Below are 26,160 nucleotides of genomic sequence, written 5' to 3'. Positions count from 1 at the left end.
CAATCAACCATTGCCATGCTCTGTATGAGAACGAGATAAATCTGAGAACAATGGGAAATCGAGCTTTTTTCTACTTGTGTCCACACCGTAGCCCTTCGCCTTGGGGAGACGCCAAAAGCGTTAGCAAGTCTTCATACGGCAAGCTACGTCCAGCGTCTTTGTCAATCTAACCCTGAGATCGGGCTAGAGCTTCTAGCTACAAGCGAATTTAATTAAATTTACATTACATAACATAGTTTAATTTCCGATCGCCTACTTCTTTGACATTCAATATTCTCAAGCTTTTCATCCGTTTTTTGTTTGATACGGTAAATCCAACCTATGGCTGTACGGTTTACCCAACTGTTTTTAATTTCTTCTTTTATTAAATTACTTACTAGAGAGAAGAAACAAAGCAAATAAAACTCCTCTCTAAAAAACACCTCTAAAACTTTGTTTGATTACCCAAGATTGAATTAGAAAGTTAAGGAGAGATTGAAATATGGCACTCATTCGTTGGGAACCATTCCGTGAAATGGAAATTCTGCGTCGTCAAATGGATCAACTATTCTCCGAGCTGACAGCAGCCGAGCGCGATAACTCCGAGATTTCTGCATCACCGAGAACAGCGTGGGTTCCTGCGGTTGAATTACATGATAATGGTTCAGAGTTGCTATTAAGAGTTGAGATTCCAGGCGTGGAAGCTAAAGACTTGGATATTCAAGTTACTCAAGATGCAGTTTCGATAGCTGGTGAGCATCGTTACGAAAAACATTCCCAATCTAACGCTAAAGTTCATTCGGAATTCCGGTATGGCAAGTTCGCTAGAGTAATTCCTCTGCCAACCAAAGTTCAGAATCAAAAAGTTAAAGCAGACCTGAAAGATGGGATTTTAATTTTGAATTTACCCAAACTGGAGCAAGAACAAAGCAAAGTCTTTAAAGTGAATTTAGGCCAATCTCAAAGTGCTACAGCTTCTATAGAAGCTAGCAATGGCAACAACTAACCCAACATAACATCACAGCAAAGTGTTCCAACTGCTTGAGAAGATGTTCTATTTTCTCATTCTAATGATTCCTATCTCTCTGGAATAGGTAAATTTTGATAGAAACCCCAGCAAATGAGTTTAGCTGGGGTTTTTCTTTTTTTATTTAGCACTGTTTCAGTAAATTCAGGGAGAGGGTGCTATTCCTCTTGCACATCAACCCAGATACTGCCTTCTTCAACACGAACTGGAAATACTGGCAATGCTTTTTGTTGTGAAACCAACGAGAGCACTTTACCTACACCAGGTGGCCAGGCACACCATCCTTGTACCTCACCAGTCCGCAAGTCAAAAGCACTGCGATGAAAGGTACAAACTATTGCTCCACTTTCAGTAATTTTCCCACTTTTCAACGGTAATTTTAAGTGGGGACAGTTGTTATCTACAGCATAAAGCTGATTTTCGTGATTCAAAAGCAGAATTTTCCGGTTGCCAACTTTCACCACTTCTCGCGCACCAGGGGAAAGTGCTTCGACTGCAAGAACTTTCGTCCAACTCATTAGGTTCTCCTCTCTTAATATATCTGCTTACAGTTTCCCGCAATAGTGACCAGTGCGATCGCCTTTCACTACTGGAGAGCCGAGAATGTCTACGACAGGCTTTGTCTACGCTAATGAAATACTAAAACTATAAAATTTTACATTAAATACCATTTTTATACTGAATAAATTTATTTCTGGGTAAACTAAATAAAGCGTTTACTATCTATGCATCACAAGGCTTATAGCTGATAAAAGACAATTTTGAGGAATATAAAAAATGATTAAGACAAGTTACGAATTTGACCAGTCTATCCTCGCCGCAGGATCTTCATTAAAGACAAATATTCTGCTACGTTTTCGTGCCGACATAGCTAAATCTCCTCGACGTAACCTTAACCTTTCGCTTGTAATTGACCGTTCCGGCTCTATGGCAGGCGCTCCCTTGCATCACGCACTCAAAGCCGCTGAGTCTGTGGTAGAGCAACTTGAGCCAGATGACATTCTCTCAGTAGTTGTTTACGACGATGAAGTGGATAGCGTTGTGTCACCCCAGCCTGTGACTAACAAAGCCGCACTGAAAAATTCCATCCGCAAAGTGAGAGCAGGCGGTATTACCAACTTATCGGGGGGATGGCTCAAAGGCTGCGAACACGTGAAGACGCGACTCGATCCCCAAAAAATCAACCGTGTTCTTCTGCTTACCGATGGTCACGCCAATATGGGCATTCAAGACCCCAAAATCCTGACGGCGACAGCAGGGCAAAAAGCTGAGGAAGGTATTATCACAACTACGTTAGGTTTTGCTCAAGGTTTCAACGAAGACTTGCTGATTGGAATGGCAAGGGCAGCCACAGGCAACTTCTACTTCATTCAAAGCATCGATGAAGCAACTGAAGTGTTTAGTATTGAGCTAGATAGTTTAAGAGCAGTAGTGGGACAGAACCTCAAGGTGACACTTGAATTGGCAGATGGTGTCAGCCTGGTTGATACCTTAAGTCTGGCTAAAGTTAGCCAGAATGACGCCAGTCAAGCTGTCATCACCTTGGGAGAGCTTTACGAGGATGAGGACAAACTTCTCGGTTTGAGTCTGGGGATATCAAGCGCTCAAGTTAGTGATTTACCTGTGATGAAACTGCATTACAGCGCCGATGTTGTGCAAGATGAGCGGATTCAAAGCGTTTCCGGTACTATAGATGTCGTCGCCAAAGTTGGCACTGTTGAGGAAGCAGCTTTTGCTGCTACAAGCCATATCATTCTGGAACTGAGCCGCCTTACCATTGCTAAGGCCAAAGAGACTGCGCTTAATCTCGCTGAACATGGCAAGCATCAGGAAGCTGAACAAACCCTGCGGGCGCTCGTGAAAGATTTGCGAGATAAAGGCTTGAATGAGAATTTTGAAATTGCTGAAGAAATCGATCAGCTGGAATATTTCGCCAGTCGAATCGCTCAAAAAGCTTTAGGCAATGCCGGACGGAAAGAGATGCGAGATCAGACTTACCAAACGATGACGCGCAATCGCAGCGATTTGGTGGGTCGCGGTGTCACTACTGGCGATGAAGTGTACGCCATGCCCATTGTGAATGAAGTCGGTTCAGGTGTTGAATTGCACTGCGTTCGTGAAGGGGGTAAACTGCGGGTCAAGGTCATGTCTGAAGGCTATGATTTAACCAAGAACATCCAGTTTCCTCGTGCCATTCGTGCCGAAGGGGCGCGCTATGTCGTTGAAGGATTGGAACTCTCAAGCGATGCTACTTTCTATCGGGTACGTGGTAAAATCACCCGTTTTGCTCAACCCGGTGAAACAGATATCTTCGTTGCCCCTAGACAATCCAATCGAGCTAACACAGGTAAAGCTTCCAAAGGCCCTGCCAGTGCTGCCGATCTGCCCACAACTGACAGCGTCGGGGACAGTATTTTAGTTCAGTGTGTCAAAGATGGCAGCAAACTACGTGCTAGAGTGGTTTCCGACGGATATGAACCGGATTGGAATATGCGTTTTCCGCGATCGGTGCGCGAGGAAGGAATGCTTTACGTCGTTGATGAAGTCAAAACCGCACCAGATGGCAAATCTTATATTGCCTGTGGTGAAATTAAGCGATTTGTCCAACCCACTTGAATTGAGGAGCGGGGAGCAGGGGAGCAGGGGAGCAGAGGGGCAGGGAGCAGGGGGAGAAGAATTAATAATCAGTGCCCAATGCCCAATGCCCAATGCCCAATGCCCAATGCCCAATCCTTAAAATATGCCAAGTAAATATGCCTTAGCCGACTGAGACTGTCAGGATCAAAGAGTAAAGAGTAAAAGGCAATCTATTTTGACTTTTAACTTTCTCCTTTTGTTCAACTTCCACAACGGGAGGTTTAATCTTGACTAAATTGAAAGTTGGTATCAACGGCTTCGGTCGAATCGGGCGACTTGTGCTTCGTGCTGGCATCGATAATCCCAACATTGAGTTTGTGGGCATTAACGATCTAGTACCACCAGATAACCTCGCTTATCTATTAAAGTACGACTCAACCCACGGTCAATTAAAGCACAAGGTTGAAGCCAAGGAAGACGGCATCCTGATTGACGAACATTTCATTCCTTGTGTGTCAGTTAGGAATCCAGCAGAGTTACCTTGGGGGAAATTAGGTGCAGATTATGTCGTGGAAGCTACCGGACTCTTCACTGACTATGAAGGAGCTGCAAACCACCTGAAGGCAGGTGCAAAGCGAGTGGTAATTTCCGCTCCCACCAAAGATCCAGATAGAGTTACTACCCTGTTAATGGGTGTCAATCATCACCTATTTGACCCTGGTAAGGATATCATTGTCTCCAATGCTAGCTGTACTACAAACTGTTTAGCTCCCATCGCTAAGGTCATTAATGACAACTTTGGGTTGACTGAAGGGTTGATGACCACAGTCCATGCCATGACTGCGACTCAGCCAACTGTAGACGGCCCCAGCAAGAAAGACTGGCGGGGTGGTCGAGGTGCATCCCAAAATATTATTCCCTCCTCCACAGGCGCAGCGAAAGCCGTAGCATTGGTTTTACCAGAATTGAAGGGCAGGTTAACTGGGATGGCATTACGAGTTCCGACTCCCGATGTCTCCGTAGTTGATTTAACTTTCAAAACAGCCAAAGACACCAGTTATCAAGAAATCCGTGCTGCTATGAAGGAGGCTGCCGCAGGGTCATTAAAGGGTATCTTGGGTTACACAGATGAAGAAGTAGTTTCCACAGATTTTCAAGGCGATACCCATTCCAGTATCTTTGACGCAGGTGCTGGGATTGAGTTGAATTCCAACTTCTTCAAGGTAATTGCCTGGTATGACAACGAGTGGGGTTACTCAAATCGCGTGATTGACCTGATGTTGTCTATGTCACAGAAGGAACAACTCGCACCGACAGTGGCTGTGGTTTGATTAATTTTTGGGTATGGGGCATTGGGGAGCCACTGCGGTCTTGGGGTCTCCCCAAGTGGAGCAAGTGGCGTCATGGGGTATGGGGCATTAGTAATTAAGTTTTTTCCCCAGTCCCTAATCCCCAGTACCCAGTACCCAATTTGGGATTTGGGTCAAATGGTAAATACTCCGAAAATAAAACGGAATCTAGGATTTTTATTTAGCAAACCAGTGATATGAAGCACGTGTGAATTTGGATGCTTTGAGCGTAGGCGTAGCCCGTCGTAGACATCGCAAAAAGCATCCAAATTTGCAGGTTACTCCTCAACCCCCAATCCCTATGCGTCGAACCAAAATCATTTGTACTGTTGGCCCAGCTACATCTGCACCTGAAAAGCTGCAATCCTTGGTAAAAGCTGGAATGAATGTGGCACGGCTGAATTTTTCCCACGGAGCTTATGAATTTCACGCCCAAACGGCTCACTATCTCAGGCAGATTAGTACTGAACTGCAAAAGCCGATCGCCATTATGCAAGACCTATGTGGCCCGAAAATTCGTTTGGGAACTTTACCACCAGAAGGGTTAAATTTAGAAGCTGGTACTGAAGTTACTTTTGTTTTGCAAGAAAAGGGTGAGAGTATCGACGAACTACCCTTACCATTACCGACTTTGTTTGCAATGGTGCGACCAGGCGAACCGATTTTGATTAATGATGGTCGCGTCAAATTGATTGTTACCGATCGCGATGCCGATCGCATTCGGGCACAAGTTAAAATTGGTGGGCTAATTTCTACGCACAAGGGAGTAAACCTACCTCAAACTCCTTTACCTGTAAGTTCGATCACCGAAAAAGACTTGCTGGATCTGCGTTTTGGGATTCAGTTGGGTGTAGACTGGGTGGCGGTATCCTTTGTGCGATCGCCACAAGATTTAGAACCCGCCAAGCGGATGATTGAAGCGGCTGGCGCTTCGATTCGCTTAATTGCCAAAATCGAAAGAGCAGAGGCAGTAGAAAATTTCGACTCTATTCTGAAGGTTGCCGACGCGATTATGATTGCTCGTGGCGATTTAGGGGTAGAAGTACCAATTCACGAAGTACCCCTAATTCAAAAAGATATTATTCGCCGTTGCAATCGTGCTGGCAAGCCGGTGATTACAGCCACCCAAATGCTAGAGTCAATGATTAGCGCCCCCGATCCCACCCGCGCCGAAGCAACCGATGTTGCTAACTCGATCTTGGATGGAACAGACGCGGTAATGCTTTCTGGTGAAACAGCTGTCGGACAATATCCCGTCGCCACCGTCCAGATGATGCACAATATCGCCGTGCGGACAGAACAGGCTTTAGATGAGGGTAGCAAAAATGCTTGGTGTCATGAAGCAGGCAGTCTGAGCGTTACCGAATCTGTGGCAGAATCCGTCTGTCGTATCGCCTATGAAACAGGCTCACGGGCAATTCTCTGTAACACTACATCAGGAAGTACGGCGAGAATGGTTTCTAAATATCGGCCGACTTCTCCGATTATTGCCCTGACCTCCGACATCACCGCTTACCGCCAATTAGCACTTTCTTGGGGTGTGGAAGCTTTGCTGATCCCACCAGTCCACAATGCCGAAGAGATGTTTACCAATGTGGTGAACACAGTTGTAGACATGGGTTTAGCGAATAAGGGCGATAAAGTAGTAATTACCTCTGGTGTTCCAATTGGTAAATCAGGAACAACTAGTTTAATCAAAGTGCATTCCATTGGACAGCCAATTTCGGCATAAGGCACTTAGAATAAGGCTGTGGCACAAGATAGTAAGCAAAATTGGGCAACGATCAAGAAAAATTGCCAGAATCAGAATTGAAGGAAGAGTAAAGAGTGTAAAGAACTGGGGAATAAGTAAATCCTGTAACAAACATCACGGAGTATTTTATGTCTAAGAATTTACTGGAACAATTGCGACAAGTGACTGTTGTAGTCGCAGATACAGGGGATATCCAGGCAATTGAAAAGTTCAAACCCCAAGACGCTACCACCAATCCTTCGCTGATTACTGCTGCGGCACAAATGCCAGAATATCAGGAAATTGTCGATCAAACTTTACTCCAAGCCCAGAAAGATGCTGGAGCCGGAGCCGCCCAAGCACAGATAGTTTCTCTAGCTTTTGACCGTTTGGCAGTTGCTTTTGGATTAAAGATTTTGCAAATCATTCCCGGTCGTGTATCTACAGAAGTGGATGCTCGCTTGTCCTACGATACCGAAGCTACCGTCACTAAGGCACGGGAATTAATTGCTCAGTATAAAGCTGCTGGAATTAGCCGCGATCGCGTTTTAATTAAAATTGCCAGCACATGGGAAGGCATTCGCGCTGCGGAAATTCTCGAAAAAGAAGGTATTCACTGTAACCTTACCTTGTTATTTGGTCTTCACCAAGCGATCGCCTGTGCAGAAGCTGGCATTACCTTAATTTCTCCCTTCGTCGGTCGGATTCTCGACTGGTACAAAAAAGATACCGGACGCGATAGCTACCCAGCAGCCGAAGATCCAGGTGTTTTGTCTGTCACCAAAATCTACAACTACTACAAGAAATTCGGCTATAAAACCGAAGTTATGGGAGCTAGTTTCCGTAACGTTGGTGAAATTACTGAACTTGCAGGTAGTGATTTGCTGACCATTTCACCGTCCCTATTGGCTGAATTGCAAGCAACCATTGGAGAACTGCCACGTAAACTTGACCCCGCCAAGGCAGCAAACTTGGAAATCGAAAAGATATCCGTTGACAAAGCTAGCTATGACAAGATGCACGCGGCTGACCGCATGGCAACTGACAAACTAGACGAAGGTATTAAAGGTTTTACCAAGGCACTAGAAGACCTTGAGAAACTTTTGGCAGACCGACTAGTTCGCCTGGAAGGACAGGTAGTGGCAAGCCATTAGGGATTTCCAATTAAAAAACATCCAAAGTAGTGTGCGTTACGGCTTAAGCCGTAACGCACTTCAAATACGATCTCTGGGTAATTTAGTTATGATTGCCATAGTCATTTCATTCCACACGCCAGTCGCTCATCGAGAAAACTCCGACAAGCAACAGCAATGCTTGTCTACGTAGGCGTAGTCCGTCGTAGACATAGCATCAAAAATTTACGCTGCGGACATGATATGACTCTTTTAATCCTCGTGGTCATCGAACGGATCGTTCAATTCCTTGCTAGGAGGGCCAAAGGAGGTATAAATCGAAAATCCAGTGATGGCAATCACCACGGCAGCCACAGAAATGCTAAGAACTATTGCGGGTTCCATAATTGAGAGATAGATGATGAGTGCTATTCTTATAGAATATTACAGAAGATTAAAAAAAGCTTTGGCAAGTAATCTTAGGTGAACTATGGCACAAAGGACTAGGTTGGGAGATATCCTGAAACCACTTAACTCTGAGTATGGGAAAGTGGCTCCAGGTTGGGGTACTACCCCTGTAATGGCTGTTTTTATAGGGCTATTTTTCGTGTTTCTGCTGATTATTCTGCAACTTTACAATAAAACACTGTTGGTTCAGGATGTATTTGTCGATTGGCGCAGTTTAGGACGCTAACACATACACAGCGAGCGAGTTTGGATAACAAGTTAAGTTACACCCGGTTTTTCCGGGTTTTTTTGTGAGTTGCGATTTCCGACTAGACTAACTATATATGTGAATTTCTGTAGTGGTTTTAGAGTTTACAGGAGACAAAAAATGAATATATTTGGTATTGGTCTGCCAGAAATGGCTGTAATTATGGTAGTAGCGCTGTTAATCTTTGGCCCAAAAAAGCTACCAGAGATCGGTCGAAGTGTGGGCAAAACAATTCGTAGTTTCCAAGAAGCTTCCAAGGAGTTTCAAAACGAGTTTCAAAAAGAAGCAGAACAGTTAGAAGAAGTTGTACAGACTACTGCTGAACTGGAACCTAAGCAAATCCACCCTGCTAAATCTGAGCAGGATACCGCTAGTTCTTCCCAACCTAGCTAGTAGTTTGTCAAGTTCGTACTAAGGACTTTAGTCCTTATTTTCTAAGGGACTTCCAAATAAAAAAACATACAATTTTTCTTGTGGGGTGGACATCTTGTCCGCCCATAACTAAGGGCGGGCGAGACGCCCACCCCACAAGATTGGATAATTTATTTCTTGGCAATCCCTAAGCACTAAAGTGCTTACTACAAACCCTTCATTACTAGTAGTCTGGCAACCCAAAAATGTTAGGTGGAGGTTGGGTAAAGGGTAAAGGGACTCATGGTAAGGGATAAAAAACCTTTACCCTTTACCCCTGCCCCTTTACCCCGCCAAGTTGCCAAGGCGTACTACTAGAAGAGTGATAAATATCAATTGACTGTAGGCAAAATGACAGAAGCTGTTACGCAACCAGCTTTGGTAATTCCACAACTAATCGTCGGGTTAGGGAATCCAGAAGCTAAGTACGACCAAACACGCCATAATATCGGTTTTGCTGCTTTAGAAACTCTCTCTCGTTCTTGGCGCATTTCCTTAACAGAAAACCGCAAGTTTCAAGGTGAGTATGGCGAGGGTATGGCCCCAGGTGGAGGTAAAATTCGCTTGTTGAAACCGTTAACTTATATGAATCGCTCAGGACAAGCCATACAAGCGGTGACAAGTTGGTATAAATTGCCGCCTGAGTCAGTGTTGGTGATTTATGACGATATGGATTTGCCCTTGGGAAAAACTCGTTTGCGCTTATCTGGTTCGGCTGGAGGACATAACGGTATGAAAAGTGCGATCGCACATCTTAGTACCCAAAACTTTCCCCGTTTGCGAATCGGTATTGGTAAACCCAAAGATGCAGCTAATAACGATGATTCTGGTGCTATCTCTCATGTGCTAGGGCGATTTTCCGCTGCCGAAAATCAGCAGATGTCTCTTGTACTTCAGTTCGTAGTTGAGTGTATTGAACTAAGTCTCAAGCAGGGAGTAGAAAAGGCGATGAATGTTTGTAATAGCCGCACAATTAATAATTCTGAGTCTTAGGGCTGGATGAATACTATCCTATCAGCTGATTAAAGAAAGCTAACCGATGTTTAAAGGCGCTTATTTTGGTTGATGGGTAGCGATTTTAGCTTGCTCCATCTAACCAAGATAAAGTCTCTAACGCGCTCTACGTATAGGAAAAGTAATTTATTTACACCCTAATTAACGGTGCGGCAGACTTTGCTTAATGTTTGTATGAATAATGGCGCAAGCGCTATTGCCTGTTTTCGGTCATAACCTCAAGCAACGCCGATATCACACCAAATAGGTTTATTTAAAACGTCTTGTGCGTCTAGCTGCCACTGCCTTACGTTTGCGTTTTTCTATTGGTGTTTCAAAGTGCCGATGATATTTTACATCAGCTAATATCCCAGCTTTGGAAACCTGGCGTTTAAACCGACGCAAAGCTGAGTCTATTCCTTCGTTCTCTCCTAGAACCACCTGGGTCATTCTTCCCTTTTCCTCATCATCAATAGTTTCCATTCTAATATTACCCTCAACCTTAGTAAAACCCCTCTGAGCTAAAGTCACAATTAAGAGGCTATTCGTCCGGCTGAGGCGGGTTATGTGTACTTCTATCTCGGAAAATCGTTACTTAACTAAAAGTTAATCTAAGTGCCATAATGCACTCTCAGAACCAATAGAGAAGATGAGAAAATTATAATACTAAATTTTTCTGGCTGTACTATGAACTAGCGAATAATGTAATCTTAGCTACTAAGGTAGATGAGTCAATCTGACTATATTTACAGATTTTAAAAGTTGATTCTGCCCTCATTTAGTAATTTATATCCAGCGGCTAATGCTGTAAAAGCAACTATGAAATTCCATAAGCTAGTTGGCTGTAAAATAACTCCACCGCTTAAGAAAACTAGTACTATACCAATGCCTAGAAAAATCCATCCTAAGTTACCAGTTTCTCTTTGAAAAAAGACTAATGCAAATATACCTGTCATCGTTGCTAAAACTGAAGCTGTAGCCGGCAAGCTACGGTAAAAATATGAATAGTAACCACTAACAAATATGATGTTTTGACCAAAAAAGTATAATCCTGTGAAAAGTAGAATTAAACCTATAAGTTTGATTAACAATCTACCCATAATATTTTGATGTTTTTAATAGCCCAAGCTAATTTTTATCCGATTATAGTGGGGTTTTTATATCTTGCCAAATTTTTACCTAAATATGATTTACTTACGTAAATATACTGAATTAAATTCCTGACCGTCTGAAAATGCCAGTACAAGTAATGTTGATTACATCAATTAGTCCTTGCCAGGGTTTTATCAAGGTGCTTTAATAGCGATCGCATTCCGCAAAACAGTCTTACTTAGAGAATATGTACAAAACATGCAGCGACTCGACATCGCTGCTGGTGTTGATAAAATTACAGACTCAAAACATTAAACTCAAAGATATGACAAGCTAGTAGCATATCTTTGACATTAAATTCTCCCCAAAGTTTAATAGGAGCATACATGGAGCCAATTATTGCTATAGTTTTAGCCCTTATAGGTTATGCATTAGGTTCTGCAAAACTGATTAATCAAGGAAATGAAGCCTTAGTCGAACGCTTAGGGCGGTATCATCGAAAACTTAAGCCGGGACTGAACTTTATTGTTCCCTTGGTCGATCAGATTGTCATGGAAGATACTACACGAGAGCAGTTTACAGACATTAAACCTCAGAATGTGATCACCCAAGATAATATTTACGTAGAAGTGGATGCTATTGTATACTGGCGGATTCGAGATATCGAGAGAAGCTTTTACGCGATTGAGGATCTGCAAGGATCGTTGACACAGATAACCACAACTACGCTCCGAGAAATAATTGCCCAAAATACCCTAGAGCAGACCAACGTCTCTAGAGCAGAGATGGACTCAGCTATCTTAGATCAGTTGAATCATGTAACGGCAGATTGGGGAGTTGAGATTCTCCGATTAGATATTCAGAGAATTACTCTACCTGAAAGTGTCCGAAAGTCTAGGGAAGAGGAACAAGCCGCCGTCATCAAAAAACGGGCACTGATTACCGAAGCAGAAGGGGAAAAAGAAGCTGCGATTAAAAAAGCAGAAGGAACTATGGCTTCAGTGCAAATCATTTCTCAAGCTCTCCGTTCCAATCCCGATAGTAGGGATATTTTGCGGTATCTTGTGGCTCAAGATTACGTAGATGCTAGCCAAAAACTTGGTGAGAGCAGTAATGCCAAAATTGTCTTTGTAGACCCGGCTAACTCAAGTGAAATGTTTCAGGAGTTGATAGCCGAGTCAGTAAATCAAGAAGGTAACGGCAAAAAACACGAAGAACAGTAATACCCTAGCAATTACCTTATGTGGCTTGTCTTGATAGGGCATCGGCGACTAATGAAACATCGCGCATTTCTTGAACATCGTGAACTCGGAGGATATCAGCACCATTAAAAATAGCAGCACAACAAGCTGCTGCCGTACCCCAAACTCGTCCTTTGGGATCTGGTTGATTTAAAATGCGACCAATGAAACTTTTACGAGATGCTCCTACCAAGATAGGACAGTTGAGTGGTGCGAGCGATCGCAAGCCGCGAAAAATTTCTAAATTTTGCTCATAGTTTTTAGCAAAACCAATGCCAGGATCGATAATAATTTTATCCAGGTCAATGCCCGCAGTAGTTGCTGCCTCAATTTGCCGAGCCAAAAAACTATAAATCTCACCAAGCAAATCTTGATAATCAGTCTGTTGTTGCATTGTCTGTGGTGTTCCCCGGATGTGCATTAAAATCATCGGCACACCTAAGTTTGCGACTGTTGCCAACATTTCTGAGTCAAAAGTGCCGCCAGAAATATCATTAATAATATCCGCCCCAGCTTCTACAGATGCCTTGGCTACAGCAGCACGGGTTGTATCTACAGAAATCGGGACTGAAATCTTTGGTCTTAACACCTGTAATACTGATAGTACTCGGTCAAGTTCCTCCACCAGAGTTATTTGCTTTGCCCCTGGTCGAGTTGATTGACCGCCCACATCAATGATGTCAGCACCAGCAGCCACCAGTGCTTGCGCCTGTACTAAAGCGGTAGAGGAAGTGTTAAACTCACCTCCATCACTAAAGCTATCGGGCGTTACATTTAAAATGCCCATCAAATAAGTCCGCTGTCCCCAATTGAAACAGCGTTCTCGAATTATCAAGTTCCTTGGCATAACCTTATATTGAACCATTAGTGGCAATCAGCAGCAACAAGCTGGTGACGACACCATAGGTAAAAATTAGTCCTAGATAACCCCAAGGACGAGAAACTCGTTTACCACGCACCCAACGAATCTGCCGTCTGAGCGAAAAATCTCTGCGTACCTCTGCGCTTTACTTTGCGTCCCTCTGCGTTTCAAAATATTATCTGTACCTCACTTAACTGGGAATCGCTATAACCAAGCTTTCATTGATTTGGAATGATTAGTTTATTTCCGCCGTGTTGTACTAGATTGGTCAGCGAATGCTTTGAACTCGACAGCATCATGACTACAGAACAAGCGTACATCTTTATTGCGATCGCTTGATAATGCGCGTAGCCGATCTTGATTGAGCAATCGAGCCTGGCGATCGACTTCCATCATCCATTGGTAGGCGCGTAAACCTGGCGTGCAGCTTTTTTTGGCTGAGTCCATCTCGTGCCGATAAAAATAGGCATCACCTGCGTGCAAAAGCCAACCCTCTGGTGTATTTACGGCGATACCAGCATGACCTCGTGTGTGACCAACAAGGGGAATGAGGAGAATCTCTGGCGGTAGTCCCTCGAGGTTACGTACTGCTTCAAAGCCAAACCAAGGTTCGCCTCCGGCTGAATAATACTTCCAGTGCTTAACCTCATCCCACTGTTCTGGACGATAGCGCCTTTTGGCAATGAAGCCGCCCCGATCCTGGGCGGTTTCCATCTCAGTTTGCATTACGTGTACCGTTGCTTCCGGGAAATCTTCTAGACCACCGGCATGATCGAAATCAAGGTGGGTAAGCACAATATGACGCACATCTCGCGCGGAAAATCCCAACTTTTCAATTTGATCGACTGCTGTGTATTTTTTATCAAACTGGACGCCATTGAAATGAATGAAGAACGGGCTGAGACGAGAGTAAGGCGACTTGATATCGCGCAGTCCAAAGCCGGTATCAATCAGAACAAGTCCCTGTTCTGTCTCGATCAGCAGACAGTGGCAGACGAGGTGAGCCTTCGGGCCGCGACTGAAGCCATCGAAGAGGGCCCCGCCAATCGGGCACATACAGCCGCAATTGAGATGATGAATTTGCATGAATCCTCCGTTACGACTTTGACTGTCAAAGTGAGTATGGATGCACATCTGTGCATTGGTGTCAACTTGACGTGAAAGTCAGCCTATAACCAGCTTTTAGATATTGTCTCGTTCCCCTGCTCCGACTGGGAATGCCGTCCTAGAGGCTCCGCCTCCCTTGCTGGCGGCAGCAGCCCAATTGAAGTGCATTTCCAGCCCAGAGGCTGGAAACGAGATTTGAAAAAGCTTTCAGCTTAAGTTGACAGCAATGCACAGCTGTGCGCCCCTACAGATGTGCAAATAATTTGGGATAATTTATTTTTTAGAACGCTTAAAATGAGTCTTGACTAGGTGCAAATTACTTGTTGCCTGACCCCGGCTCACTGAGCTTGCGATGCTGTTCAGCACTGACTGTATCAGGTAAAACCTTACTAACATTCGCCAGAAGCTTCGTTGTGAGGGAACCAGCAATAATGTGATCCTTTCCTGCCATCAAGGCTTCAAAACCCTGCTTGGCGACCTCAGCCGGATCGTCCTTTTGATCCGTGCCCACTTTTGTGTCGTCCATACCCGCGCGGTGGAAGAAGTTAGTATCGGTTGGCCCCGGCATCAGGGCGGTAACGGTAACGCCCGTGTCCTTCAATTCGTTGCGTAACCCCTCCGAAAAGGAATGCACAAAAGCCTTGGAGGCAGCATAAACTGTCTCAAACGGCCCGGGCATCAGGGCGGCAATCGACGATGTGAAAAGGATTCGACCCTTGCCAAGCTCAACCATATCCTTTACCACCCGTTTAGCAAGATGTACAGAGGATACGACATTTAGATCGATCAGATTGAGTTCGTCCTTTAGGTCGGTTTCACGGGCGAAATCACCCCCGACACCAACACCTGCATTGATCGCGATCGCATCTACTGGTCGCCCAGTCGCCTTAATCTGGTTGTAGAGTGTTTCAACACCGTCATAGCTAGCGAGATCGGCTTGCACCGTTTCAACTTTAGCACCCAGCCTCTCAAAAGCTTGAGCCGCTTCGTCAATGCTCGATCCGGTGGCTGTAACTAGGAGATCAAAGCCGTTTTGAGCAAACTGTTTTGCAAGTTCATAACCGATGCCGTTAGAGGCACCTGTCACGACAGCCAAGGGTCGGGTCACTGAACTGTTCATAACCATCTAAAATTCCTATGTAACTGCTCCACACTCGCTGGCGATGGTTTTATCGCTACCAAATAATTGCATGGACTGTGGGCTTTCAACCCTTACAATCTTAGGCAGGTGGCAGTGCGATCGCGTCTTTCTAAGGAAGTATCGCGAGTGTATCTTCAAGGTTACTTTTTTACAGTTCTGTATATACCTCTAACAGATTTTCAGGCTCTCAAAACTTATTTTAAGTGTTACCTTAGCTACGAACTTTCGTAACGATTTTTTGGGAATAAAATGAAGCCGATTCTTCATTTTTGGCGCAATCTTGGGCAAACTTAATCAAATGGTGTCCGACAAGTCCAACGTGAACCAAGTTTTCAATATTACCTGCTTTTAGTGCTGGCTTGGCCATTTTCCAAAAAGTCTGGCGATAGTTACTAAATAAGCCTATCCGCACCAAAATATTAGTTAAATAAGTTAAACCCTTGCGAATATTAGCCCCAGAAGTGCGAGATGGACTGTTAGGAACTTCGATGCGATTTGGATAGGTGTGTTCCATATTGTAGGCAAATCGCTGATATAAAAATTCTGGCTCATAAGCAGTTGTAATACAGCGCCGCCACATTTCAACAACTTGTTCGTAAGGCATCAAAAATTCAACATTTGATTCCCGGCTTTCATCATAGACAAGTCGTCCTTCTGCTTCTAATCTCCGCCATAATGGAGTTCTCGGTAATGCATGAAGCAGGTTAATTGTCAACATGGGAATTTGCGATGCCCGAATAAATTCGAGAATTCGGTCTGCTGTTTCTGGTGTATCTGTATCTAACCCAATAATGATTCCTGAAACTACTTCCATACCATAACTATTTAAAACCTGAATTGCTTTTAAGATTGGCATACTCAGGTTTTGGTCTTTGGAAATCGCATGAAGGGCATTTGGTTCTGGTGTTTCGATACCGCAAAAGATTGTGCAGAAATAAGCTTCGCGCATCATTTCCAACAGCTTTGGACTTTGAGCTAGGTTGAGCGTTGCTTCACAGGCAAACTGGATAGGATAGCCATTGCGTTTTTGCCAGTCAATCAGATGAGGAAGTAACTTCATGGCGGCGCGGCGATCGCCAACAAAGTTATCATCGACAAAATACACTGCCCCCAAATTGCCTGATTGTCGCATTGCGTCTAACTCAGCGACTACTTGCTCTGGCGTTTTCATTCGGGGACTGTTGCCATAGAGTTCGGGAATATCGCAAAACTCGCAGTGATAAGGGCAGCCACTAGAAAACTGCACATTTGCCAAGAAATAATCATTGATATTCAGCAAATGATAAGCTGGGGTGGGAAACTCTGTTAAGGGTAAACGTTCCTTGGTTTCAAAGCGAATTTGTTGTTGGGGACGTTTGAGGTTTTGGTCTAGATACTCGATCATGCGATCGCTAGCATCTCCCAATTCGCCCAAGTGTAAAATGTCAAAATCAGGATAATATTCTGGACACCCAGATACCGAAGGCCCGCCGACAACGGTAATTTTCCCCGCTCGATGGGCAAGTTCGTTAATTTGATTAATCTGTGGTTTTTGGATATGCATTCCACTCACAATCACCACATCTGCCCATTGATAATCAGCCCTACTTGCTGATTTGACATTTTCATCAATAAACCGCACTTCCCACTCTTTAGGTAAGTAAGCAGCCACAATTAAAATACCTTGGGGTGGCATAAAAGCCCGAACACTACCCATAAGTGGGTAAGCATGATGAAAAGTACCAAAAGAACGGCTGTACTTGGGAAAAATACACAGAATGCGTCGATGGTGCAAAGGAACGTAGCGGGTTCCTTGAGTGACAGAAGCGGTTTTAGAATTGTCCGCTACATTAATTTGGTTCTCTAAAGACTTTAAATTCACAGTCATCGCAAATTTCACCCTGGAAAACTGAGCAGGTAATTTGACAGTTTATTGACAGAATTAGCTGTAATTCCAACTAGCTTACCAAAGAAAGGTAGGAGGCAGAACGAATTAGAAATGTATTTTTGCTCAAAACAAAGTCTTAAAGATTATAAATCGCCCAATCTTACCTTCAGTAAATCGCAAAGTTTTTTTCAAACTAAACAATTAATAACTTCCTCAAGGGTTTCTGAATCGGTTAGGGCTAGTTATTTTGGTGAAGTCAAGAGTAATTATTAGGATGGGCGTAAATTCCTTGTTAAAAAGCAGCAGCAAATTCTTTTGCAAAATCTTCCAACTTTACTTTGCCCATAGCAATTGGCTTATGCAGTTCATAATCCTGCCGCGATGCGCCGCTGTGAATGCTGCTGCCCATTTCAACAAAGTTGGCCGCAATATGTGCCGACATTCCACTCTCTTCCAAACCGCTTTGTGTTTGCTCGTCGGTCAAGATTACCCATTTTAAATCCGGCTTGCCAATGGCGGCACCTAAGATGTGAGCGGTTTCGTTGGCCGTATGCTCGTCACTTGCCACATACCGCACTTGCTTGCCGATAGCAGCTGTTTCTATCTCTTCTGCGGCGGCGGCGGCAATATCTCTTGGGGCAGCCATTACAAGCTTGTCGTCGCCACCATAGTTTGCGCCAATAAAGCCCAGCCCTTTTATCATATCTACAAAGTTGTAGAGATTGTAGTAGAAGTAACCAGGGCGCAGATGCGTAATGGCTACGTCTGACAGCTGATTCAAAATGCCTTCTACATCGTGAGAACCAAGGATAAATCCGGTACCCTGATCTAAATTCGCGCCCATACTGCTAAGATGAACCACACACTTTACGCTCGACCGTTGAATGGCTTGTGCATAGTTGCTGCCAGTTCTTTGGTAATACTCTCTTGGATCGGGTACGGTGTAGTTTGGCGGCACCATAGCATACACGGCATCAGCACCAGTAAAAGTAGACACCAGGAAATCAACGTCTTCCAGTGAGCCGATGGCAGCGGTGGCGCCTAAAGCTTCAATGTCTTTTTGCTTCTCCGGGTTGCTGCTGATAACCGTAACCGTATGACCTTTTTGCACTAACTCCTTTGCCAGTGGCTTGCTGATGTTTCCTAACGAACCTGTTACTATAACTTTCATAAATATTTCGTTTTTGTTTACGAGGGTTCTTGAATTGGTTAGTGCTATTTGTTTTGGTAAAGTTAATGGTAATTATTAGGATGGGCGTAGATTCCTTATAATTTCATTTTTTGAAACTCTTTTCAAGAATATAAGTTTTATTAAAATTTAGGTATTATTTACAACTAATATGTACGGGGAATTGAATTGGCACAGGCGTAGCCCTTGAGAAAAACTTTGCGATTTACTGACCTTGTGCCTGATTCATGGTGATATTTGAAGGGATGTTTAACTGGTAAAATAGAAAATATACCCTAGCAATGCAAATTTAATTGGTTGGCAAACAACTATTATGGAAATCGCGCATGGGACATAAAAAGAGAGATTTTCATTTTTTGTTGTGTCCAACTGGGTATAGGCATTTGTCATGAATTTGATTTACTTTCTTTTGCGTTCTTCGTGGGGGATGGTGGCGATCGCGATCGCTACTGGATTTTTGAGTGGCGGTAGTAGTGCTGGCTTGATTGCCTTAATTAGTCATGCTGCAAGTAGCGGTAATGCTTCCCGCCTCACATCGATAATTTGGGGTTTTGCGGGGCTGGCTATAGTTGCACTAATTACCAGTATCGTTTCTCAAGTGATGCTGATTCGCCTTTCTCAGAATGCAGTCTTGCAATTACGGATGCGTTTAAGTCGCCAGATTCTCGCTTCCGAGTTGAGTCATTTAGAACGCTTAGGGAATCCTCGATTATTGGCTACTTTAACAGAAGATATTCAGGCGGTGGCTAATGCTGTTTATCAGATGCCTTTTATCTTTATTAATTTAGCGCTCGTCCTGGGTTGTATAACGTATATAACCTGGCTTTCTTGGTTAGTATTGCTGATGGTTTGTGGGATTTCAGTAGTTGCGATCGCTAGTTGTCAGTGGCTACTCAACAGAGGCGGGCAATTACTTACTTTAGCTCGTGAAGATGAAGATCATCTGTTTAAACATTTTCGCACAATTACCGAAGGAGTCAAGGAACTTAAACTAAATTACAAGCGGCGTGAAGACTTTTTAGAAGAGAAACTACAATCAACTGCTAACGAGTTTCGCAATCACAACGTTAACGGTCTAAGCCTTTTTGCTATAACTTCAAGTTGGGGTCAACTCATATTCTTTTTCGCTCTCGGTTTTGTACTGTTTGTCCTCCCTAATCTGCTTACTATCAATCCCGAAACTCTCTCTGGCTACATTTTGACCTTCACTTACTTGGTGTTACCAATGGATAACATTATCAGTAAACTTCCTCTATTAAGCAAAGCTAGCATTGCTTTACAAAAAATCGAATCACTGGGCTTATCTCTAGCTAGTCGAACTGAAATATCCACTGTTCCACCTGCTCTGAAATCTGACTGGCACAGGTTAAAATTTCAAAGTGTCACCCACACTTACTATACAGAGCAAGAAGACAATAGCTTTGTTTTTGGCCCCGTCGATCTAACACTTTATCCTCAAGAATTAGTCTTTATTGTCGGCGGTAATGGTAGCGGTAAATCTACATTAGCTAAACTAATTACTGAGCTTTATATCCCAGACAACGGCGAAATCTGGTTTGATGACGAGTTAATTAGCGAAGAGAATCGAGAATGGTATCGCCAGCATTTTTCCGTGGTGTTTTCCGACTTTTATTTATTTGAAGAACTTTTAGGATTAAAAAATTCTCACTTGGATGCTCAAGCCAGAAAATATTTACAAAAACTGCAACTAGACCATAAAGTGAAAGTTGAAAATGGACAAATTTCTACCACTGCTCTTTCTCAAGGACAACGAAAACGGCTAGCTTTACTCACAGCCTACTTGGAAGATCGACCAATTTATCTATTTGATGAGTGGGCAGCCGATCAAGATCCAGTATTCAAAGAAATATTCTACACTCAACTTCTCCCAGAACTGCGATCGCGGGGTAAAACAGTACTGGTGATTAGCCATGACGATCGCTATTTTCATTTAGCAGACCGAATTATCAAACTTGACTATGGCAAAATAGAGTACGATAAAACTTAATCTGGCAAAATCATTCATAATTATTAAAATAATATTTGGAGTTTGACTAAATAAAACTAATGTCTGAACAAAAGCCCATAAATCCTTGGAACTACAAACCTTGGTGGTGTCAACCTTGGTCTATAGTTCTCACGGGTGTAACACTGATTGGTGGTAGCTGGTTACTATTTAAAACTATCTGGCTAACAGTTCTCGTTTCCATCCCGATAGGAACGTGGATGGTATTTTTTGTGTTGTTTTGGCCACAACTAATGATTCGCAGTGGAATTTTAGAGTCGTATAAAGAGTAGTTTGAGCTTAATGTAATGCGGGAAATTAGTCTAGGTAGAGAAAATTATTCCACCACGTTCGAGATTTAGTATATCTGATTGTATGCAGCTAATTATATCAAGTTCGGGTGATTACTTGTAATAAAATCTATCGATGTAGCGACTGTCTGAAAAATCAAACAATCGACTTGTTTGTGAGGATTTATGAAAGCGATGCCTACAACGGGCTACGCCTACGCACCTATGTACTCGATCGCGGTGCGACTAAGTTTGAAGTACCTCAAAACGACTTTGGAGTACCTCAAAACGACTTTGGAGTACCTCAAAACGACTTTTAAGTACCTCAAAACGACTTTGAAGTACCTCAACACGACTTTTAAGTACCTCAAAACGACTTTGAAGTACCTCAACACGACTTTGGAGTACCTCAACACGACTTTGAAGTACCTCAACACGACTTTCAAGTACCTCAAAACGACTTTCAAGTACTTCAAAACGACTTTCAAGTACTTCAACATGACTTCGAGGTATCTGTTGCTTATATAGCAGTCCTAAATCATTCGTGAGTTGAGTCAGATTTTTTAGTCACCTGATTTTTTTGCTTGAAACGCTTGTAAATCAGCGCCTTTTAGGGAATGAATCAGCCCTGCCTTATCAAGGGGGACAACAGAAAATTTAGTTCCCTCCTCAAGACATACTACGGTGTGTGTACAAGTCAAATTACCCCCCTTAATCCCCCCTTATAAAGGGGGGAAATAAGAAAAATCCGGTTCCCTCCCCTTTATAAGGGGAGGGTTAGGGTGGGGTAAAACCGTGATTTCTCGGCTATTTCAGACTTGTGTATACACCGTAGCTGCCCTTGGTAAGGAGGGAGGTCTACCACTTCTTCTAAAATACGTATTATATCTGCGTAAGCGTGCAGAGATGAGCAAAACTGTGCTGCAAAGTTAAGCGATCGCTCAAGAAAATTATAAGAAGAAGTTCTCCTAATCGGTTTCTAACCCTCGGAACTTACGTAGATATAAACTAATTAGTAGTATCAAAAACATTAATCCATGATAAAGAACTCTAACAATAGAATAAGTTTTAATAATTTTTTAATAAAATTGATATTTATTAAGCTTCTTTAGGGCAAAAGACCTTGTAAGTATCTAAATAGTTAGGTAATTTGCACAGGGAAAGTTAGGGTGACATGAACAACAGAGTAAACCAAAGGCATGAAGCACATAATGTAATAAAATATTTCTGTATATTCAACCGAATGTTGATTTTCGTTGCAGAGATATTTATGTTACCCAGCCTTGTAGCTGGAGAGGTAATACCGCGGTTGTTTCAAAATTTACAATGCCCTAGACTTTCCTGGCTAAGGCGTAGACATTCATCTGTGAAAACCCAACCTGTTCCTCTACCTGACAATGAAGCACAAAGGCTCAAAGCGCTGGCAGACTACAATATTCTAGATACCCTACCCGAACAAGCATTTGATGACCTAACTGCGATCGCTGCCTACATTTGTAAGACTCCAATTGCTTTAATTAGCTTAGTTGATAGCGATCGCCAATGGTTTAAATCTAAGCTTGGACTAGAAAGCAGCGAAATAGCCAGAGATGGGTCTTTTTGTTCTTATGCCATTCTGCAACCAGAGGAAATATTAGTGGTTCCTAACGCCCTTAAAGACGATCGCTTTAATAACAATCCCTTAGTCAAAGGTAATCCCAAAATTCGTTTTTATGCTGGTGTTCCTTTAATTACGCCTGATGGTCTTCCAATTGGGACGTTGTGTGTTCTAGATACCATTCCTCATCACTTAAATTATCAGCAGTTAGATGCACTGCGCCGCCTAAGTCGTCAGGCGATCGCTCAAATAGAACTCATTCAGGAAGTTCGCAACCGCAAACAAGCAGAGATCGAAGGAAGACAGTTATCGCTGACTGATGAACTAACAGGTTTACATAACCGACGTGCTTTCTTGCTGATGGCTGCACAGCAGTTGAAAATTGCTCACCGCATGAAAGTGTTTTGCTGGGTTATGTTCATTGATTTAGATGGACTAAAACAGATTAACGACACCCTTGGTCATGACATGGGAGATGCTTTAATTATTGATGCTGGTCGATTACTTAAGCAAAGTTTTCGGAGTTCAGATATTGTTGCCCGCTTGGGTGGAGATGAGTTCATTGTTTTCATCTCTAGCTACTTTAAGGACGCTGATACTATCCAAGCGCGTCTACAAACAAATATCGCTAACTTTAATCAACAGCAAAACCGTAGCTATAAACTTTCGATGAGTATTGGCATAGAGCGTTACTCCCCAGAGAGCAATATGTCACTAGAACAACTAATTGCTAGGTCTGACAAATTAATGTATGCTCAAAAGCGTCTCAAGCGGCAATCAGTTACATAGAATATCCCATCACATAACAGTCTTTAACTACGAATTACGTTAGCGTAGCGGTAGCGAGTTCACGAGCGTCATTACGAATTACGAATTACGAATTACGAATTACGAATTATTTTAATTTACCACCTGGCTCCCATGACTGCGGGGATCATCTTGATTCGCCGTTGGTGCTACTGGGGCTGAAAACTTAGAAACTTTACCGCTAGCTTGAGCATAAGGGAGAGAGGAACCAGTAACCAAAGCTTCTAAGTTACTAGCCATAATCTTCCGAGGTTGATCGCCGATCGCTTGGGCTATGGTTTCTCCTTGCTGACTCAAAAATACAAAATGAGGAATTCCATCCACCCGAAATCTCAACATTTCCGGCAGCCACTTGGTATTATCTACATTCAACATGACAAAATTCATCTTGTCAGCATACTCTGTTTCTAGTTGAGTGATATCTGGTGCCATTTTTTGGCAGACAGTACACCAATCAGCATAAAACTCTACTAGAGATGGTTTGCCATTGCTGAGGGCTACTTCTAACGGTGTGGAAGTCTCGCTTAACTTAGCTAGAGTTGCCGAGGTTGTTTCAGTTCGCAATCCTAAGACGAGGGAAACGCTAAGTGCGATCGCTACCATTACAATTAAGAAGTTTCTCAGACGCTTCCCGAATGTAGATTCAGGTTTTTCGGGAGAATTAACAGATGAATCAGTACTCATAACAGCAGAATTATTAAAACTTCTTAAGCAATTTCTTCTTTAGTTTAGCTGACTCTACGCTCTTTAATTTCTCTAGCTTTGGAACACTTGAACTGGGGATTGGGCATTGGGCATTGGGCATTGGTTATAAATTATTCTCCCCTGCCCGCCTACTCCCCAGTCCCCAGTTCCCAGTCCCCAGTTCCCAGTCCCCAGTTCCCAGTCCCCTATTTACTTAACTTACAAAATTGCTCCAGTTTCCTTCAAATAAACCCGCGTAAATGGTTCATCTTCACCCAAAGTATAATCTTCAATCAACCCTTTGCGACGAATAGAAATATCGTTGCCTTTTTTAATCACCACAGTCGAACCATCGAAAACATCTCGCGCCAAAATCATCTCAATTTCGGTGGGATTATCCAAAACTACGATATTACTATTTTGGTAAAATATGCCCTGTTCTTCGAGGATTTCTTCAGGATACTCGGCAATTAGCAAATCAACTTTGGGATGACGCAGCAAAGTTTGGACATTACTGTTGTAATCTTTGCTTAATACTTTTTTCGAGCGATTCACAAAAACAGCATCACGGCAAACAGCACCTATTGTCCAGTTGGGATTTTGCAAAAGGATATGGTCAATCGTTGCTTGCAGTTCTTCAACTGAGATTTTGTTAAAGGTAATAATTGGTATCCTGGCATCTGTACCCGACTCAAAAAAGGTTTCTAAAATATGAGAAGGTACATCAACACTTTCACCAACAGAAGGTTTCAGATGCATTAAAACGCCTGGTGCAGCATTGATTTCTAAGATGGCAAAGTTACTGGATTTCCAAGATTCTGCAAGACTTTTGGTGATTACATCAATCCCCAGGCAAGTCAGTTGGAAATGTTGGGCAATATCTTGCGCCAAGATAATATTGTCATCATGAACTGTCGGGGTTGCATCGATGCTCATACCTCCAGCTGAAAGATTGGCAACTTTACGCAGGTAAACAGTGCGTCCTTTCTCAATCACGCTCTCTAATGATAAACGCTGTTCTTCTAGGTAGAGTTCCATCGCTTCATCGATCTGAATTTTACTCATCGGCGAGGTTGGCGTGTCTAAACGTGCAGGTTTGCGGTTTTCTTGGCGAATTAACTCTGCAAGCGTTAAATACCCATCACCCACAACTGATGCGGGACGGCGTTCTGTGGCGGCGACAAATCGACCATTAACACACAGCATACGAAAATCCGATCCTGTGATGCTTTTCTCAACAATTATTCGGGTTTGCTGATTTTCAGGAATCGCTGCCAGTGACCGATTAAAAGCAGATATCAGTTCTTTTGAGTCTTGTACATCAGCCGTGACACCAATTCCTTTGTGACCTACCACTGGCTTAACTGCTACTGGGTAGCCAATTTCTCGTGCTGCTGCCAAAGCTTCTTTTTCGGTAAAGACAATACTACCTTCAGGTACTGGGAAACCCAAGGTTTTCAAAAATGCCTTACAATCATCCTTGCGGGTAGTAAATTCCGAATCTAGATGGCTATCACAGTTAAATGTTGTTGCTACTCCCCGGACGTGTTTTTTTCCTAAACCGTATTGCATCAATCCTTCTTCCCACAAATAAAAGGCGGGAATACCTTTTTCATAAGCTGTTCGCAATAGGGCGTAAACCGTGGGGCCTCCGTAGACAGATGCGCGAAATTTATCTTGCAGCCTTACCAGCTGGTCATCAAAGGCAAACTCTTCATCTTGGGTAATGGCTTCAAACCAATCCCAAACAAAGTAAATTACCTCTCTAGTTGTGCGTTCATGTAGTGATTGAATGCTAATCCGGGTGAGATTTGGATATGGCTTCACACTCCAGCGATTAAGGTGTAAATCCATGTCCAATTTTGCGGCTTCGGATACAACTTGGGCAAAGAGATGGGCATAAGATTCGTAGGTTTGCTCGCGAAGATTTGGATAGCGATCGCCAATGCTGGCAATATAATCTTCAATGGGCAAAGGCTCTCTAGAGTCAATTAGAGCAAAATCAAATGCTAGCGCCCCTACATTTAAATAAGAGTTGGGGCCAAGGTAATGCTTGAAGTTGAAAATATCGAATACATCCGTTCTTCTAGCATTAATACGGACTAATTCACTGCTTTTTTGTAGAACCATTGATTACGAACCTTCGGCTAAACACCCTAAATTTTTAATGCTGAGTTGTAATTACTCAGACTTATAGATTGTAGATTGACTCAGGTTAATTTTGGAGAGTGATGGCTTTGCCACTGAGCTAATCAGAACCCACGTTAACTTTATTACTAAGCATTTTTAACTATCTTAAGGCATAATTAAATCTTCAATCTTCTGTTAGGAACCAAGAACAGTCAATTCATCCTCATGAATAATTAAAGATATAACCTTTGAA

At 43.0% G+C, this 26,160-nt stretch carries 25 protein-coding genes; 14 read left to right on the top strand and 11 right to left on the bottom strand.

What is annotated here, in order from left to right; translation table 11 throughout:
- Window positions 1-481: 481 nt before the first annotated feature.
- Window positions 482-985 carry an Hsp20/alpha crystallin family protein gene (locus RM049_RS08630; RefSeq protein ID WP_322703885.1) on the top strand — a complete coding sequence of 168 codons (504 nt, stop codon included), beginning with the start codon at window positions 482-484 and terminating at the stop codon, window positions 983-985.
- Between the two features lie 179 nt (window positions 986-1,164).
- Here the strand turns inward: RM049_RS08630 and RM049_RS08625 are convergent, their stop codons facing one another.
- Window positions 1,165-1,524 (bottom strand): Rieske (2Fe-2S) protein, encoded by a 360-nt coding sequence (locus tag RM049_RS08625; protein ID WP_322674207.1) that lies wholly within the window; start codon window positions 1,522-1,524, stop codon window positions 1,165-1,167.
- A gap of 259 nt (window positions 1,525-1,783) precedes the next feature.
- Here RM049_RS08625 and RM049_RS08620 point away from each other — a divergent pair, with 259 nt between their 5' ends.
- From RM049_RS08620 to RM049_RS08605, 4 genes are all read left to right on the top strand, one after another.
- Complete coding sequence (locus RM049_RS08620) at window positions 1,784-3,622, top strand: vWA domain-containing protein (protein ID WP_322703884.1); 1,839 nt, start codon at window positions 1,784-1,786, stop codon at window positions 3,620-3,622.
- A gap of 248 nt (window positions 3,623-3,870) precedes the next feature.
- On the top strand, window positions 3,871-4,914 hold the full coding sequence (gap, locus tag RM049_RS08615) for a type I glyceraldehyde-3-phosphate dehydrogenase (RefSeq protein ID WP_322674205.1): 1,044 nt from the start codon (window positions 3,871-3,873) through the stop codon (window positions 4,912-4,914).
- Window positions 4,915-5,233: 319 nt separating this feature from the next.
- Window positions 5,234-6,664, top strand: coding sequence for a pyruvate kinase (gene pyk / locus RM049_RS08610; RefSeq protein ID WP_322703883.1), 1,431 nt, complete (start codon window positions 5,234-5,236; stop codon window positions 6,662-6,664).
- 149 nt (window positions 6,665-6,813) lie between these two features.
- Complete coding sequence (locus RM049_RS08605; RefSeq protein ID WP_322703882.1) at window positions 6,814-7,818, top strand: transaldolase; 1,005 nt, start codon at window positions 6,814-6,816, stop codon at window positions 7,816-7,818.
- Window positions 7,819-8,049: 231 nt separating this feature from the next.
- On the opposite strand, the gene psbN is transcribed toward RM049_RS08605, so the two are convergent.
- Window positions 8,050-8,181: a photosystem II reaction center protein PsbN gene (psbN, locus tag RM049_RS08600; protein ID WP_322688543.1), complete on the bottom strand. Its 132-nt coding sequence runs from the start codon at window positions 8,179-8,181 to the stop codon at window positions 8,050-8,052.
- Window positions 8,182-8,266: 85 nt separating this feature from the next.
- Here psbN and psbH point away from each other — a divergent pair, with 85 nt between their 5' ends.
- From psbH to pth, 3 genes are all read left to right on the top strand, one after another.
- On the top strand, window positions 8,267-8,470 hold the full coding sequence (psbH, locus tag RM049_RS08595) for a photosystem II reaction center phosphoprotein PsbH (protein WP_322674201.1): 204 nt from the start codon (window positions 8,267-8,269) through the stop codon (window positions 8,468-8,470).
- 141 nt (window positions 8,471-8,611) lie between these two features.
- On the top strand, window positions 8,612-8,884 hold the full coding sequence (locus RM049_RS08590; RefSeq protein WP_094348881.1) for a TatA/E family twin arginine-targeting protein translocase: 273 nt from the start codon (window positions 8,612-8,614) through the stop codon (window positions 8,882-8,884).
- A 369-nt stretch (window positions 8,885-9,253) separates the two neighbouring features.
- A complete protein-coding gene (gene pth, locus RM049_RS08585; protein ID WP_322674211.1) occupies window positions 9,254-9,895 on the top strand; it encodes an aminoacyl-tRNA hydrolase in 642 nt (213 codons plus the stop codon).
- 270 nt (window positions 9,896-10,165) lie between these two features.
- On the opposite strand, the gene rpsU is transcribed toward pth, so the two are convergent.
- Together rpsU and RM049_RS08575 are read right to left on the bottom strand one after the other, a co-directional pair.
- Window positions 10,166-10,345 (bottom strand): 30S ribosomal protein S21, encoded by a 180-nt coding sequence (gene rpsU / locus RM049_RS08580; protein WP_069073049.1) that lies wholly within the window; start codon window positions 10,343-10,345, stop codon window positions 10,166-10,168.
- 305 nt (window positions 10,346-10,650) lie between these two features.
- Window positions 10,651-10,995, bottom strand: coding sequence for a hypothetical protein (locus RM049_RS08575; protein WP_322674200.1), 345 nt, complete (start codon window positions 10,993-10,995; stop codon window positions 10,651-10,653).
- A 172-nt stretch (window positions 10,996-11,167) separates the two neighbouring features.
- On the opposite strand from RM049_RS08575, the gene RM049_RS08570 reads away from it, so the two are divergent.
- Entirely contained in the window at window positions 11,168-11,302 is a 135-nt protein-coding gene (locus tag RM049_RS08570; protein ID WP_322703881.1) for a hypothetical protein, read from the top strand.
- A 71-nt stretch (window positions 11,303-11,373) separates the two neighbouring features.
- A complete protein-coding gene (locus RM049_RS08565; protein ID WP_322682904.1) occupies window positions 11,374-12,210 on the top strand; it encodes an SPFH domain-containing protein in 837 nt (278 codons plus the stop codon).
- Window positions 12,211-12,226: 16 nt separating this feature from the next.
- Here the strand turns inward: RM049_RS08565 and folP are convergent, their stop codons facing one another.
- From folP to RM049_RS08540, 5 genes are all read right to left on the bottom strand, one after another.
- Window positions 12,227-13,075 carry a dihydropteroate synthase gene (gene folP / locus RM049_RS08560; RefSeq protein WP_322703880.1) on the bottom strand — a complete coding sequence of 283 codons (849 nt, stop codon included), beginning with the start codon at window positions 13,073-13,075 and terminating at the stop codon, window positions 12,227-12,229.
- Between the two features lie 255 nt (window positions 13,076-13,330).
- On the bottom strand, window positions 13,331-14,146 hold the full coding sequence (locus RM049_RS08555) for an MBL fold metallo-hydrolase (RefSeq protein WP_322703950.1): 816 nt from the start codon (window positions 14,144-14,146) through the stop codon (window positions 13,331-13,333).
- 367 nt (window positions 14,147-14,513) lie between these two features.
- Entirely contained in the window at window positions 14,514-15,317 is an 804-nt protein-coding gene (locus tag RM049_RS08550; protein WP_322703879.1) for an SDR family NAD(P)-dependent oxidoreductase, read from the bottom strand.
- A gap of 232 nt (window positions 15,318-15,549) precedes the next feature.
- On the bottom strand, window positions 15,550-17,205 hold the full coding sequence (locus tag RM049_RS08545; protein WP_322703878.1) for a B12-binding domain-containing radical SAM protein: 1,656 nt from the start codon (window positions 17,203-17,205) through the stop codon (window positions 15,550-15,552).
- Window positions 17,206-17,497: 292 nt separating this feature from the next.
- Entirely contained in the window at window positions 17,498-18,376 is an 879-nt protein-coding gene (locus RM049_RS08540) for an NAD(P)H-binding protein (RefSeq protein ID WP_322703877.1), read from the bottom strand.
- Window positions 18,377-18,782: 406 nt separating this feature from the next.
- Between RM049_RS08540 and RM049_RS08535 the strand changes: the two genes are divergently transcribed.
- The 4 genes from RM049_RS08535 to RM049_RS08520 all read left to right on the top strand — a co-directional run bounded on the left by RM049_RS08535 (window position 18,783) and on the right by RM049_RS08520 (window position 23,075).
- Complete coding sequence (locus RM049_RS08535) at window positions 18,783-20,402, top strand: cyclic peptide export ABC transporter (protein WP_322703876.1); 1,620 nt, start codon at window positions 18,783-18,785, stop codon at window positions 20,400-20,402.
- Between the two features lie 59 nt (window positions 20,403-20,461).
- Window positions 20,462-20,692, top strand: coding sequence for a DUF6737 family protein (locus tag RM049_RS08530; RefSeq protein ID WP_104906287.1), 231 nt, complete (start codon window positions 20,462-20,464; stop codon window positions 20,690-20,692).
- A 173-nt stretch (window positions 20,693-20,865) separates the two neighbouring features.
- A complete protein-coding gene (locus RM049_RS08525) occupies window positions 20,866-21,009 on the top strand; it encodes a hypothetical protein (protein ID WP_322703875.1) in 144 nt (47 codons plus the stop codon).
- 1,046 nt (window positions 21,010-22,055) lie between these two features.
- A complete protein-coding gene (locus RM049_RS08520; protein ID WP_322703874.1) occupies window positions 22,056-23,075 on the top strand; it encodes a sensor domain-containing diguanylate cyclase in 1,020 nt (339 codons plus the stop codon).
- Window positions 23,076-23,186: 111 nt separating this feature from the next.
- On the opposite strand, the gene RM049_RS08515 is transcribed toward RM049_RS08520, so the two are convergent.
- Both RM049_RS08515 and RM049_RS08510 read right to left on the bottom strand, forming a co-directional pair.
- The gene (locus tag RM049_RS08515) at window positions 23,187-23,777 is read right to left on the bottom strand and encodes a thioredoxin family protein (RefSeq protein WP_322674189.1); all 591 of its coding nucleotides are present in this window, start codon (window positions 23,775-23,777) and stop codon (window positions 23,187-23,189) included.
- A gap of 219 nt (window positions 23,778-23,996) precedes the next feature.
- Entirely contained in the window at window positions 23,997-25,907 is a 1,911-nt protein-coding gene (locus tag RM049_RS08510; RefSeq protein ID WP_322703873.1) for an acetate--CoA ligase family protein, read from the bottom strand.
- Window positions 25,908-26,160: the final 253 nt, after the last annotated feature.

It is taken from the genome of Nostoc sp. DedQUE04 (genome assembly GCF_034530995.1).
Classification (GTDB): domain Bacteria; phylum Cyanobacteriota; class Cyanobacteriia; order Cyanobacteriales; family Nostocaceae; genus Nostoc.
Note: the sequence above shows the minus strand (reverse complement) of the source record. Positions and strands in the feature narration are given on the sequence as shown.

Excerpts from the sequence above, each read along its gene's own strand:
- RM049_RS08630 (WP_322703885.1), top strand. The coding sequence starts at position 482 with ATGGCACTCATTCGTTGGGAACCATTCCGTGAAATGGAAATTCTGCGT.
- RM049_RS08625 (WP_322674207.1), bottom strand. The coding sequence starts at position 1,524 with ATGAGTTGGACGAAAGTTCTTGCAGTCGAAGCACTTTCCCCTGGTGCG.
- RM049_RS08620 (WP_322703884.1), top strand. The coding sequence starts at position 1,784 with ATGATTAAGACAAGTTACGAATTTGACCAGTCTATCCTCGCCGCAGGA.
- pyk (WP_322703883.1), top strand. The coding sequence starts at position 5,234 with ATGCGTCGAACCAAAATCATTTGTACTGTTGGCCCAGCTACATCTGCA.
- RM049_RS08605 (WP_322703882.1), top strand. The coding sequence starts at position 6,814 with ATGTCTAAGAATTTACTGGAACAATTGCGACAAGTGACTGTTGTAGTC.
- psbN (WP_322688543.1), bottom strand. The coding sequence starts at position 8,181 with ATGGAACCCGCAATAGTTCTTAGCATTTCTGTGGCTGCCGTGGTGATT.
- psbH (WP_322674201.1), top strand. The coding sequence starts at position 8,267 with ATGGCACAAAGGACTAGGTTGGGAGATATCCTGAAACCACTTAACTCT.
- RM049_RS08590 (WP_094348881.1), top strand. The coding sequence starts at position 8,612 with ATGAATATATTTGGTATTGGTCTGCCAGAAATGGCTGTAATTATGGTA.
- pth (WP_322674211.1), top strand. The coding sequence starts at position 9,254 with ATGACAGAAGCTGTTACGCAACCAGCTTTGGTAATTCCACAACTAATC.
- rpsU (WP_069073049.1), bottom strand. The coding sequence starts at position 10,345 with ATGACCCAGGTGGTTCTAGGAGAGAACGAAGGAATAGACTCAGCTTTG.
- RM049_RS08575 (WP_322674200.1), bottom strand. The coding sequence starts at position 10,995 with ATGGGTAGATTGTTAATCAAACTTATAGGTTTAATTCTACTTTTCACA.
- RM049_RS08565 (WP_322682904.1), top strand. The coding sequence starts at position 11,374 with ATGGAGCCAATTATTGCTATAGTTTTAGCCCTTATAGGTTATGCATTA.
- folP (WP_322703880.1), bottom strand. The coding sequence starts at position 13,075 with ATGCCAAGGAACTTGATAATTCGAGAACGCTGTTTCAATTGGGGACAG.
- RM049_RS08555 (WP_322703950.1), bottom strand. The coding sequence starts at position 14,146 with ATGTGCCCGATTGGCGGGGCCCTCTTCGATGGCTTCAGTCGCGGCCCG.
- RM049_RS08550 (WP_322703879.1), bottom strand. The coding sequence starts at position 15,317 with ATGAACAGTTCAGTGACCCGACCCTTGGCTGTCGTGACAGGTGCCTCT.
- RM049_RS08545 (WP_322703878.1), bottom strand. The coding sequence starts at position 17,205 with ATGACTGTGAATTTAAAGTCTTTAGAGAACCAAATTAATGTAGCGGAC.
- RM049_RS08540 (WP_322703877.1), bottom strand. The coding sequence starts at position 18,376 with ATGAAAGTTATAGTAACAGGTTCGTTAGGAAACATCAGCAAGCCACTG.
- RM049_RS08535 (WP_322703876.1), top strand. The coding sequence starts at position 18,783 with ATGAATTTGATTTACTTTCTTTTGCGTTCTTCGTGGGGGATGGTGGCG.
- RM049_RS08530 (WP_104906287.1), top strand. The coding sequence starts at position 20,462 with ATGTCTGAACAAAAGCCCATAAATCCTTGGAACTACAAACCTTGGTGG.
- RM049_RS08515 (WP_322674189.1), bottom strand. The coding sequence starts at position 23,777 with ATGAGTACTGATTCATCTGTTAATTCTCCCGAAAAACCTGAATCTACA.
- RM049_RS08510 (WP_322703873.1), bottom strand. The coding sequence starts at position 25,907 with ATGGTTCTACAAAAAAGCAGTGAATTAGTCCGTATTAATGCTAGAAGA.